This window comes from Arthrobacter sp. TmT3-37 (genome assembly GCF_054510835.1).
In genome coordinates, this window is the sequence record NZ_JBTNDU010000012.1 from 103,474 (window position 1) to 116,429 (window position 12,956).

Here is a 12,956-nt window from a genome sequence, read left to right on the forward strand (position 1 = left end):
CCCGGGCATGGTCAACCCCGCACCGCTGACGCGCGCCTCCCGCGAGTTCCCGCTCGGGCTCCACTCCGTCAAGGGGGCATGGAGCCAGGACGGGCACGCGAATGCCGCAGTGTGGGCGCCCGGCATAGCCTCCATGGACGTGCACTGGTGCCGCGCCGACGGCACCTGGACGTCCGAGACGCTCGTGGGGCTCGACGGCGGCGTCCACCACGGTGTGGTGGGACCGGTGGCGCCGGGGTCGCTCTACGCCTTCTGGCCCACCGGCGAGGACCTTCCCGGAGCTCCCGGGACGGCCCAGCTGCTGCTCGATCCCTACGCGCGCGCGGTCGAACCGATCGGACCCGCCGCCGGGGCCGATGAGCCGCCGTCGCGCTCCTACTACTCGGTCTTCCTCGAGCACACGTTCGACTGGGGGACGAGTGAGCACCCGCGCACGCCCTGGCGCGACAGCGTCATCTACGAAGCGCATGTGAAGGGTCTCACGAAGGCCCATCCCGGGATCCCCGAGGAGCTGCGGGGCACCTACGCCGGACTGGCGCACCCGGTGATGACCGGATACCTCCGCGATCTCGGGGTGACCGCGGTCGAGCTGCTGCCGATCCACTTCTCCATCGACGAGCCGCACCTCGAGCCGCTCGGCCTGGGCAACTACTGGGGCTACAACACGCTCGGATTCTTCTCGGCGCACTCCGCCTATGCCACAGCGGCCGCGCGGGAGGCGGGACCGGACGCGGTGCTCGACGAATTCAAGGGCATGGTCCGCGCCCTGCACGAGGCCGGGCTCGAGGTCCTCCTCGACGTCGTCTACAACCACACGGCCGAGGGTGAGCAGCACCGCCCGGCCCTGTGCTGGCGCGGGCTCGGGGATCGCGACTACTACCGGCACGACGACGCCGGGCGGTACGTCGACACGACCGGGTGCGGCAACAGCCTGGACTTCTCGCAGCCCCGGGTCGTGGAGTTCGCGCTCGACTCGCTGCGTTACTGGGTCGAGGAATGCCATGTGGACGGCTTCCGCTTCGACCTCGCCGTCACCCTCGCCCGCGACGAGAACAACACGTTCACGCCGCGCCACCCCTTCCTGGTCGCGGCCGGCGCCTCGAAGGCCCTGCGCGGTACGAAGCTCATCACCGAGCCGTGGGACCTCGGGCCGGACGGCTGGCAGACCGGGAGGTTCCCGGTGGGCTGGGCGGACTGGAACGACGGCTTCCGGGACACCGTCCGCGACTTCTGGTTGCGGGACGTCGCGTCCATCGCGGCCGGTGGCACCGGGTCCTCGCCGGCACGCCTGGCCGGCCGGCTGGCCGGGTCGGCCGATACGTTCGCCGGATCCGGCCGGAGCCCGCTGGCGTCGGTCAACATGGTCACGGCCCACGACGGCTTCACGCTGGCCGACCTCACGGCGTACGAGCGCAAGCACAACGAGGCCAACGGCGAAGGCAACCGCGACGGGTCCAACGACAACCGCAGCTACAACCACGGGGCCGAGGGCCGCACGGAGGACGAGGGCATCCTCGCAGCCCGTGAGAAGAGCGCCCGCAATGTGATGGCCTCGCTGCTGATCTCGCTCGGCGTCCCGATGATCACCGCCGGGGACGAACGGGGCCGGACGCAGCGCGGCAACAACAACGCGTACTGCCAGGACAACGACCTCGCGTGGGTGCAGTGGTCGGACGACGCCGCGTCCCGGGACATGCTGGCCGCCACGCGCACGCTGCTGTCCATCCGACGCGACTTCCTGGCCGCGCAGCCCGCCACCTTCCCGTCACGGAGCGACCAGTCCACCCTCCTGTGGTTCAACGCCGCGGGCCTCCCGATGACGGCGCAGGAGTGGAACGACCCGGCCACCCGGACCGTCCAGCTCCTGCTGGGCTCCACGGGCGGGAGGATCAACGGCCTCGTGGTGGTCAACGGTTCGCTCCGCGAGACGCGCATCCATCTGCCGTCGGCCTGGATCCTGCAGGGGCAGGGCGTGGCCGGCGAACAGCCGCGCTCCTTCACGCAGACCTTCGACTCCGCGGCGAGGGGTGTGCCGACCGACGCCGGCCGGCTGCTCTCGGGCGAGGCCGACACCGTCGCCGCCGACTCGGTGCGGATCTACCGCTGCTGAGTCCGTCCGGCCCACGCCGGGAACGACGAAGCCCGGGACCGTCCGGTCCCGGGCTTCGTCGCGTCCGGAGGGGCGCGTCGTCGATCAGGCGTTGACGACGAGTCCGAGCTCGGCCTTCGTGGCGAGGGTCGCGTGCTTCGGGAGCACGCGCACGGTGTAGCCGAAGGAACCCGAGTGGTCGATCCGGATACTGCCCGTGAAGAGGTAGCGCCCGCTGCCGAGGTTCTCGGCGACGGTGAGGTCGTCGACGGCCACGTCGCTCAGCTCGTCGCTCTCGAGTGCGCGGCCGTAGGCCACCTCGACGGCCACGTCGTCCGGGTCGAGCCCGCCGAGTGCCACGTAGGCGTTCACGGTCAGGGAATCGCCGATCTGCGGGTCCTCGGACACGCCGGTCGAGTCCACGTGCTCCACCTGCACGGCGGGCCAGCTGCCCTGGACGCGTGAGCGCCAGGCCGCGGTCCGCTTGGCGAGGGCGAAGGAGTCCGACGCCGCCGCCTGGCCGGAGCGCCAGGCGGGACGGTAGAGCTTCTCCACGTAGTCCTGCAGCATGCGGTCGGCCGACACGGCGGGGCCGAGCGTCGCCATGGTGTGCTTGATCATCGCGATCCACTGGTGCGGCACGCCGTCGCGGGAGGGCTCCGACGGACCGGCGGCGCCGGCCCCCTCGGCGGGGACCAGCGAGTAGAAGCGCGGGCCCACCTGCGTCTCGAGGAGGTCGTACAGTGCTGCCGCCTCGATGTCGTCGCGCTCGTCCGCGGAGGCACCGTTGTTCGCGGTCGGGATCGCCCAGCCGTTGTCGCCGTCGTACATCTCGTCCCACCAGCCGTCCAGGACGGACAGGTTGAGCCCGCCGTTGATGGCCGCCTTCATGCCGGAGGTGCCACAGGCCTCGAGCGGGCGCAGCGGGTTGTTCAGCCACACGTCGCAGCCCGGGAAGAGCGTGAGCGCCATCGCGATGTCGTAGTTGGGCAGGAAGACGATGCGGTGGCGTACCTCGGGATCGTCCGTGAAGCGGACGAGGTCCTGGATCATGCGCTTGCCCTGCTCGTCGGCGGGGTGCGACTTGCCGGCGATCACCAGCTGGATCGGGTGCTTCGGATGCAGGAGCAGCGCCTTCAGGCGGGCGGGGTCGCGCAGCATGAGCGTGAGCCGCTTGTAGGTCGGCACGCGGCGGGCGAAGCCGATGGTGAGGACGTCCGGGTCCAGCACCGAGTCCGTCCAGGTCAGCTCGGCGTCCGCAGCGCCGCGCTTCTTCCAGGAAGCACGGAGCCGGCGGCGGACATCGTCCACGAGATTGGAGCGGAGGCTGCGGCGCAGGGCCCAGATGTCCGTGTCGGGCACGTCGTAGACCTTGCTCCACTGCGCGTCGAGCACCGACTCGGCGCCGAAGTGGGACAGCGCGAAGTCCGCGATCTGCGGGTCGACCCAGCTCGGGACGTGGACACCGTTGGTGACGGAGGTGATGGGCACCTCGCGTGCGTCGAATCCCGGCCAGAGACCCGAGAACATGCCCCGCGATACCTCGCCGTGCAGCTTCGCGACACCGTTGGCCCGCTGCGCCAGGCGCAGGCCCATGACCGCCATGTTGAACTTCGTCGGATCGCCGTCCGCGTAGTTCTCGGCGCCGAGGGCCAGGACGCGGTCCGTCGGGACGGCCGGCGCGAGGCCCGCGTGGAAGAAGTGCTCGATCTGGGCGCGGTCGAAGCGGTCGATGCCCGCAGGAACCGGGGTGTGGGTGGTGAACACGGTCGACGCGCGGCCGGCCGTCAGGGCTTCCTCCCAGCTCATCGGGGACTCGTTGGACGGGTCCATCAGCTCACGGATGCGTTCGATGCCGAGGAAGCCCGCGTGGCCCTCATTCGTGTGGAACACCTCGGGCGCCGGGATCCCGGTCAGCCGCTGGAAGATGCGCAGCGCCTTGACGCCGCCCATCCCGAGGAGCAGTTCCTGCTGCAGGCGCTGGTCCCCGCCGCCGCCGTAGAGGCGGTCGGTGACGTTGCGCGCTGCGTCGTCGTTCTCCGAGACGTTGGAGTCGAGCAGCAGGAGGGGGACGCGTCCGACGTCGGCACGCCAGATGTGCGCGGACAGCTGCCGGCCGTTGGGCAGGGGGAGCACGACCTTCGCGGCCGAGCCGTCCTCCTCACGGAGCAGGGTGAGAGGGAGGCCGTCGGGGTCGAGGACGGGATAGGTCTCCTGCTGCCAGGCGTCCCGGGAGAGCGACTGCTTGAAGTAGCCGGCCTGGTACAGCAGGCCGACGCCCACCAGGGGCACACCGAGGTCCGACGCGGACTTGAGGTGGTCGCCGGCCAGGATGCCGAGGCCGCCGGAGTACTGGGGGAGGACGGCGCTGATGCCGTACTCGGGGGAGAAGTAGGCGATGCTGCGGGGCACGTCGTCACCGAGGCCCTGGTACCAGCGCGGTTCCGTGAGGTAGCTCTCGAGGTCGGCGCCGAGCTCCTGGATACGCCGCACCAGCTTCTCGTCGCCTGCGAGCTGCTGGAGATGCTCGCGCGTGACCGACCCGAGGAAGGACACCGGATCGTGGCCGCTCTCCTCCCACGCCACCGGGTCGATCTCCTCGAACAGACGCGAGGTCGGCAGGTGCCACGACCACCGCAGATTACCCGCGAGTTTGCCGAGCGGCGCGATGCTCTCGGGGAGGACGGTTCGGACGGTAAATCTGCGGATTGCCTTCACCCCGGTTACGCTAGCGCACTTGCCCAGCGCTGGGGAGGGCTTCCCGCGCAAACGCTTGCGTTCTCCGAAGTACGCCCCGATGTTACGCAAAGCTCCCTTAGCATTTCGGCCCATTACTCGCTAACGTCGTACGGGTGACGACTCCTACCGAGCAGAATCGAAATGCCCCGTACCCCGAAGGACTGCGTTTCGGCCGCATCCCCATCACCGCCGTGACCCCTGTCATCGAGGATGGACGCTTCCCCGCCAAGGGGATCCCCGGCTCGGACATCGCCGTCGGTGCGACCGTGTTCAGGGAGGGCCACGACCAGCTCGGCGTATCGGCCGTGCTCTACGACCCCCGCGGCAAGGAGGTGCAGCGCGTCCGCATGACGCCGGTGGGGTCCGGACTCGACCGGTGGGCCGGCACCCTGACGCCGCGTGCCAAGGGCCTGCACACCTTCACCATCGAGGGATGGTCGGACCTCTTCGGGACGTGGGAGCACGACGCAACCATCAAGATCGCGGCAGGGGTCGACGTCGAGCTCATGCTCGCCGAAGGCGCCGCGCTGTTCACACGGGCAGCCGAGGAGCGCACCGCGCGGGACGCGACCCTCTTCCGCCGCGCCGCCTCGACCCTCGCCGACACCTCGCAGAGCGTCGAGGCACGTCTCGCCGCCGGTCTGTCGGCGCAGATCCACGAGGCGATCGCACGCCAGCCCATCCGCTCGCTCGTCACCGCCTCCCCGGCGTACCCCATCAACGTCGAGCGCGAACTGGCCGGGCGTGCCGCCTGGTACGAGTTCTTCCCGCGGTCCGAGGGCGCGACCTACGACCCGGAGACGGCGCAGTGGACCTCCGGTACGTTCCGTGAGGCGACGAAGCGCCTCGACGCCATCGCGGCCATGAACTTCGACGTCGTGTACCTCCCCCCGATCCACCCCATCGGACGGACCCACCGGAAGGGACCGAACAACACGCTGACCGCCGGGCCCAACGATCCCGGATCACCGTGGGCCATCGGGTCCGAGGCCGGGGGCCACGACGCGATCCATCCCGACCTCGGGACGTTCGACGATTTCGACGCGTTCGTGGCGCGGGCACGGGAGCTGGACCTCGAGGTCGCACTCGACCTCGCACTGCAGGCAGCGCCCGACCATCCCTGGGTCACGAGCCACCCCGAGTGGTTCACCACGCGGGTGGACGGGTCGATCGCCTACGCCGAGAACCCGCCGAAGAAGTACCAGGACATCTACCCCATCAACTTCGACAACGATCCCACGGGCCTCGCGAAGGAGATCCTGCGGATCGTCCTCATGTGGATCCAGCACGGCGTGAAGATCTTCCGGGTCGACAACCCGCACACCAAGCCCGTGCAGTTCTGGGAATGGCTGATCGCCCGGGTCAACAGGAAGCACCCCGACGTCATCTTCCTGGCGGAGGCCTTCACGCGTCCGCCCATGATGCACGCCCTCGGTCGTGCCGGTTTCCAGCAGTCGTACTCCTATTTCACCTGGCGCAACACGAAGACGGAGCTCGAGGAGTACTTCACCGAGATCAGCAAGGTCTCGCCGTCCTACTTCCGGCCCAACTTCTTCGTGAACACCCCGGACATCCTCACGGAGTACCTCCAGTACGGGGGCCCGGCCGCCTTCAAGATCCGGGCCGTGCTCGCGTCCATGGCCAGCCCGCTGTGGGGTGTCTACTCCGGCTACGAGCTGTTCGAGCACGTCGCCCGCCCGGGCGCCGAGGAATACATCGACAACGAGAAGTTCCAGTACCGCCCCCGGGACTACGCCGCGGCCGAGGCCGAGGGGCGCTCGCTGGCGCCGTTCATCACCCGGCTGAACGCCATCCGCCGCTCGCACCCCGCGCTCGGCGACCTCGAGAACCTCAGCATCCACGGCAGCAGCGATCCCGCGACCGTGGTCTTCGCCAAGCACAAGCAGACGGCGGAGGGCAAGGACACGATCATCGTCGTCGTGAACATCGACCCGCACAGCACGAGGGAGAGCACGGTGTCGCTCGACCTCGCGCGGTTGGGTCTCGATGCCGCGGACTTCGACGAGAACGGCACGTTCCTCGTGGACGACCTCATCACGGGACAGACCTTCACCTGGGGCGAGCACAACTACGTGCGGCTCGACGCCCACGTGGAGCCCGCCCACATTCTCTCGATCAGGAGGCAGCGCTAGTGCCCAACCCCTTCCAGCTCAACGCACCCGGACTGGCCCACGACCCCCACTGGTACCGCAAGGCGGTCTTCTACGAGGTCCTGGTCCGCGGATTCGCCGATGCGAACGGGGACGGCTCCGGTGACCTCTCGGGTCTGATCGACAAGCTGGACTACCTCCAGTGGCTCGGCGTGGACTGCTTGTGGCTCCCGCCCTTCTTCAAGTCCCCGCTCCGCGACGGCGGCTACGACATCTCGGACTACTACGACGTCCTCGACGAGTTCGGGTCCCTGGGTGACTTCAAGCGGCTCGTCGCCGAGGCTCACGCCCGCGGCGTGCGGGTCATCATCGACCTGCCCGTGAACCACACCTCGGACCAGCACCACTGGTTCCAGGAGTCCCGCAGGGATCCCGAGGGCCCGTACGGCGACTTCTACGTCTGGAGCGACACCGACGAGAAGTACCAGGACGCGCGCATCATCTTCGTGGACACCGAGGAATCGAACTGGACGTTCGACCCCGTGCGCCGGCAGTTCTTCTGGCACCGGTTCTTCAGCCACCAGCCCGACCTCAACTTCGAGAACCCCAAGGTGCAGGAGGCGATCTTCGACGTCGTGAAGTTCTGGCTCGACCAGGGCATCGACGGCTTCCGCGCGGATGCCATCCCCTACCTGTTCGAGGAGGAGGGCACCAACTGCGAGAACCTGCCGAAGACGCACGAGTTCCTCAAGCGGCTCCGCGCGATGGTGGACGAGAACTACCCGGGCCGCGTCATCATCGCCGAGGCGAACCAGATGCCGGACGAGGTCGTCGAGTACTTCGGCGACGAGGACGGCCCCGAGTGCCACATGTCCTTCCACTTCCCGATCATGCCGCGGCTCTTCTACGCGCTGCGTGACCAGAAGTCGGCACCCATCATCGAGACGATGAAGGAGACCCCGGACATCCCGGCCGGCGCGCAGTGGGGCACGTTCCTGCGCAACCACGACGAGCTCACGCTCGAGATGGTCACCAACGAGGAGCGCGAGGCGATGCTCGGCTGGTACGCGCCGGATCCCCGGATGCGGGCCAACGTCGGTATCCGGCGGCGCCTGTCGCCGCTGCTCGACAACTCGCGCGCGGAGGTGGAACTGATCCACGCCCTGCTGCTGTCCCTGCCGGGCAGCCCGTTCCTCTACTACGGGGACGAGATCGGGATGGGCGACAACATCTGGCTGGAGGATCGTGACGCGTCACGGACCCCCATGCAGTGGAACCCGGACCGCAACGCCGGCTTCTCCCCGGTGGACCCCGGGAAGCTCTACCTCCCGGTCGTCCAGTCCCTCGTCTACCACTACAACCACGTGAACGTCGAAGCGCAGATGGCGACGTCCAGTTCGCTGCTGCACTGGGTCCGCCAGATGCTGGCCGTCCGCAAGGCCCACCCGGCGTTCGGGCTCGGTACCTACCGCAACGTCCCCGTCGAGTCGGAGCACGTCCTGGCGTTCCTCCGAGAGGTCGATGCCGACAACGCCGAGGGCGAGCCCGAGGAGTCGGTGCTGTGCGTCTTCAACCTGTCGCAGCACCCGGTGGCGGCGCGGATGCGCCTGCCCGAGTTCGGCGGCCGCGGCCTCCGGGACCTGTTCGGCGGTTCGATCTTCCCGGCGTTCGCGGAGGACGGCGAGATGACCCTGACGCTAGGCAGCCATGACTTCTTCTGGCTGCGCGTGCGCTCCGCCAGTTCGAACACGTCATCCCCGCACACGCAGGCGATGCCCGTCATCCCCGTCCCGGAGGCGATCCGATAATGGCGACCCACACCCCCTTCATCCCGGAGATCCTCACCGAATGGCTTCCGTCCCAGCGGTGGTTCCCCGCGAAGGGACGCGAGGTCGCTCTGACGGTCGTCGGCGGGACGGTCCTGGAGGACCCTGCCGGCGCTGCAGGCTTCGAGGTGCACTTCCTGGCCGTCGAGTCCGGACGGCGCACCGACGTCGTCAGCGTGCCGATCAGCTACCGCAGCGAACCGCTCGACGACGCCGCCGGGCTGATCGGGCAGGTCGAGCACCCCGGGCTCGGGACACGCTGGGCGTACGACGCCACCCACGACGCCGATTTCGTGCGCCTCTGGGTGGACTTCATGCTGTCCGAGTCCGGTACCCCTGACGGGCGGCTGACCGGCGTCGTGGTCAAGAAGCCGGAACACCAGGAATCCGGCTCGGCCCAGCCCGTCAAGGTGCTGCAGGGCGAGCAGTCGAACACCTCGGTGGTCTACGGCTCCGGTCCCGGCTCCATGATCGTGAAGTTCTTCCGTGTGCTGGCGGCCGGCGACAGCCCCGACGTGCAGATCAGCGCCGGCCTCACCGCCGGCGGGTCCACCGACACCCCCGACACGTTCGGGTGGGTCACGGGCACCTGGCAGGAAGCCCATGCGGGTCCCGGCCACCACGTGAGCGGGCACGTCAGCGTCCTGCGCGATTTCGTCGAGGGCAGCACCGACGCCTGGCGCACGGCTTCCCTCGCCGCCTCGACCGCCGCCGACTTCACCGCCGAGGCGCGCGGCCTCGGCCGGGCCGTCGCACGGATCCACCGGCAACTGGACGGCGCCTTCGGAAGCCGCACGGCGACCGCGGAGGAGGAGAAGGACTTCAAGGAAGCCCTCGCGCAGCGGATCCGGTGGGCCTGGGAGGAAGCAGGCGACGCCGTCGGCCCCCTGGGCGCCGAGGTGGACCGCATCGTGCGGGACATCGAGGTCCTCGAGGACATCCCGCCCCTCCAGCGCATCCATGCCGACCTCCACCTCGGCCAGGTCCTCCAGGCTCCGGACGGCACCTGGCTCGTCATCGACTTCGAGGGTGAGCCGCTTCGGCCCACCGCCGAGCGCAGCGTCCCGGACGTCCCGGTCCGCGACGTCGTCGGGATGGTCCGCTCGCTGGAGTACGCTGCCGCCTCGCGGGGAGCAGCCCCGGTCGGTTCGCCCGAGGCCGCCGTGACCGAGCAATGGTCCGACGCCGCGCGGAAGGCCTTCCTCGACGGGTACGCGGAGGAGTCCGGCGCCCCCGTCGACACCTCGGGTCCGCTGTTCCGGGCGCTCTGGCTCGACAAGGCCCTGTACGAAGTCGTCTACGAGATCCGCAACAGACCGGACTGGGTGGAAATGCCTGTCCGGGATGTCCGACGCGCACTGGGGGCACACCCCGGAGCGGACGCTACGAAAGCAGCTGACATGAATTCTCCGAAGAACCCCGACGAGGGCCCGGCCGAGGAGTCGCTCGCGGCCAAGGCCGCGAAGGCCGCCAAGACCGTGACGGGCACGGCGAAGGCCGTGGCCGAGACCGCGAAGAGTGCGACGGCAGGCCTGAAGGACAAGGTGCGGGAGACCGTCGGGGACACGGCGCCGGATGCGGCCGCCCCGCCCTCCGCCGACCTGACTCCCGCCTCCGTCGATCCCTCCGTGCTGCAGCAGGTCTCGGAGGGCGTCTACCACCAGCCCCACGCGGTGCTGGGTGCCCACCTCGACAGCGACGACGTCGTCACCGTCCGGACATTGCGCCGCCTGGCGCAGTCCGTCGTCGTCGTCACGGGTACCGGCCGTACGGAGCTCCAGCACGAGCACAACGGCATCTGGGTCGGTGCCCTGGCGGCCGAGAATCCCGGGCACGTACCCGACTACCGGCTGGAGGTCACCTACGACGGCGGACCGACGATCGTCGACGACCCCTACCGGTTCCTGCCGACACTCGGTGAGATCGACATGCACCTGATCGGCGAGGGCCGGCACGAGACCCTGTGGACCGCCCTCGGCGCCCATGTCCGCCACTACTCCTCCGTGCTCGGCGAGATCGAGGGCGTGTCCTTCGCGGTGTGGGCGCCCAACGCGCGCGCGGTCCGCGTCATGGGCGACTTCAACGGCTGGGACGGCAGCGTCAACGCCATGCGCGCGCTCGGCAGTTCGGGCATCTGGGAGATCTTCATCCCCGGCGCCGGTGCCGGCACCTGCTACAAGTTCGAGATCCTCGGCAGCGACGGGCAGTGGCGCGAGAAGGCGGACCCGATGGCGCGCGGAACCGAGATCCCGCCGCTCACCGGATCGAAGGTCGTCGAGTCGACCTACGTCTTCGGCGACGACGAGTGGATGCAGGCCCGTGCGGCGAACGACCCCCACAACGGCCCGATGAGCGTCTACGAGGTGCACCTCGGATCCTGGCGCCAGGGCCTGAGCTACCGCGAACTGGCGGAGCAGCTGGTGGAGTACGTCACCTGGCAGGGCTTCACGCACGTCGAGCTCATGCCCGTGGCCGAGCATCCGTTCGGCGGGTCGTGGGGCTACCAGGTGACGTCCTACTTCGCGCCGACGTCACGCTTCGGTTCGCCGGACGACTTCAAGTACCTGATCGACGCGCTCCACCAGGCCGGCATCGGCGTCATCATGGACTGGGTCCCGGCCCACTTCCCGAAGGACGCGTGGGCGCTGGCCAAGTTCGACGGCGGCACCCTGTACGAGCACGGCGACCCGTTCCTCGGCGAGCACCAGGACTGGGGCACGCTGATCTTCGACTTCGGCCGTCGCGAGGTGCGCAACTTCCTGGTGGCGAACGCGCTGTACTGGCTCGAGGAGTTCCACATCGACGGGTTGCGCGTGGACGCCGTCGCCTCGATGCTCTACCTGGACTACTCGCGTGAGGAGGGACAGTGGCGCCCGAACAGGTTCGGTGGGCGCGAGAACCTCGAGGCCATCTCCTTCCTGCAGGAGGTCAACGCGACCGCCTACAAGCGGGCGCCGGGCATCGTCATGGTCGCCGAGGAGTCGACCGCGTTCGACGGCGTGACCAGGCCCACCAGCTCCGGCGGTCTCGGGTTCGGCATCAAGTGGAACATGGGCTGGATGCACGACACCCTTCAGTACATCTCCGAGGACCCGATCAACCGGGTGCACCACCACGGCAAGGCGACGTTCTCGATGGTGTACGCCTACACCGAGAACTTCATGCTGCCCATCAGTCACGACGAGGTCGTGCACGGCAAGGGATCGCTCCTGCGCAAGATGCCCGGTGATCGCTGGCAGCAGCTCGCCAACGTCCGTGCCTATCTCGCCTTCCAGTGGGCGCATCCGGGCAAGCAGCTGATCTTCATGGGTTCCGAGTTCGCTCAGGAGTCCGAGTGGGCCGAGCACCACAGCCTCGACTGGTGGCTCACGGAGACCCCTTCCCACAAGGGGGTGCAGGAACTCGTCCGTTCGCTCAATACGATCTACCGGGACACCCCGGCCCTCTATGCGCGGGACAACGAGCCGGCCGGCTTCCAGTGGATCGACGAGAACGACGGCGAGCACAACACGCTGTCCTTCATCCGCTGGGACCACCAGGGCAACCCGCTCGTCTGCATCGCCAACTTCGCCGGGGGACCCCACGAGGGCTTCCGGGTCGGACTGCCGTGGGCGGGGGAGTGGACGGAGGTCCTCAACACCGACTCCGAGGAGTTCGGCGGCTCGGGTGTCGGCAACAGTGGCTCCATCACTGCGCAGGAGGGTGCGCACAACGGGCAGCCGGCGTTCGGCGACGTCCGAGTACCGCCCCTCGGCGTGCTGTACCTGAAGCCGGCCGCATCCTGATGATCGCCGCCTGACCGCAGCCTCCGACAGCAGCGGCGGATCCCCTTCCCGAAGGAGATCCGCCGCTGTTGGCATTCCGGGCGAACCGGTGCTATCGTTTATATCCGCGCTGATGAAGTCATCTGGTCGGCCGACAACCACAGAATCGAAGCTCTCCTCTCGTCCGTATGGATGGGAACGGGAGCGGAGGACATGGGAACCGGCTGATTTGGACAAACGGAGACAGAGCGGGTAAGCTTGAAAAGTTGCTTCGGAGCGAGGACATGGCGGTTTGGTCGTGTTTGGTGCCGGTAGCTCCTGTTGTTTGAGAACTCAATAGTGTGCCAAGTTTGTTGATACCGATTGTTTTTTGATTGGTTGAATTTGCTGGTTGCCGCACCCCGTGTGGTGGCTGGTTTTTTTGGCT

The 12,956-nt window shown here is 68.6% G+C and carries 5 protein-coding genes; 4 read left to right on the forward strand and 1 reads right to left on the reverse strand.

Translation table 11 applies throughout. The annotated features are described in order from the left end of the window. Positions 1-7: 7 nt before the first annotated feature. Positions 8-2,110 carry a glycogen debranching protein GlgX gene (gene glgX, locus ACX80U_RS14360; RefSeq protein WP_459268922.1) on the forward strand — a complete coding sequence of 701 codons (2,103 nt, stop codon included), beginning with the start codon at positions 8-10 and terminating at the stop codon, positions 2,108-2,110. An 84-nt stretch (positions 2,111-2,194) separates the two neighbouring features. Here the strand turns inward: glgX and glgP are convergent, their stop codons facing one another. Further along, complete coding sequence (glgP, locus tag ACX80U_RS14365; RefSeq protein ID WP_459268923.1) at positions 2,195-4,807, reverse strand: alpha-glucan family phosphorylase; 2,613 nt, start codon at positions 4,805-4,807, stop codon at positions 2,195-2,197. Between the two features lie 134 nt (positions 4,808-4,941). Between glgP and ACX80U_RS14370 the strand changes: the two genes are divergently transcribed. Genes ACX80U_RS14370 through glgB form a run of 3 tightly spaced genes read left to right on the forward strand, consistent with a single transcriptional unit; the run spans position 4,942 to position 12,550 of the window. After that, a complete protein-coding gene (locus tag ACX80U_RS14370; protein WP_459268924.1) occupies positions 4,942-6,981 on the forward strand; it encodes an alpha-1,4-glucan--maltose-1-phosphate maltosyltransferase in 2,040 nt (679 codons plus the stop codon). Next, complete coding sequence (gene treS / locus ACX80U_RS14375) at positions 6,981-8,747, forward strand: maltose alpha-D-glucosyltransferase (protein ID WP_208740543.1); 1,767 nt, start codon at positions 6,981-6,983, stop codon at positions 8,745-8,747. The genes ACX80U_RS14370 and treS overlap by 1 nt, the downstream gene beginning before the upstream one ends. Further along, positions 8,747-12,550 carry a 1,4-alpha-glucan branching protein GlgB gene (gene glgB / locus ACX80U_RS14380; RefSeq protein ID WP_459268925.1) on the forward strand — a complete coding sequence of 1,268 codons (3,804 nt, stop codon included), beginning with the start codon at positions 8,747-8,749 and terminating at the stop codon, positions 12,548-12,550. The genes treS and glgB overlap by 1 nt, the downstream gene beginning before the upstream one ends. Positions 12,551-12,956: the final 406 nt, after the last annotated feature.

What these genes read in the sequence shown, in the direction of transcription:
- glgX (WP_459268922.1), top strand. Translation starts at nt 8, where the DNA reads ATGGTCAACCCCGCACCGCTGACGCGCGCCTCCCGCGAGTTCCCGCTC.
- glgB (WP_459268925.1), top strand. Translation starts at nt 8,747, where the DNA reads ATGGCGACCCACACCCCCTTCATCCCGGAGATCCTCACCGAATGGCTT.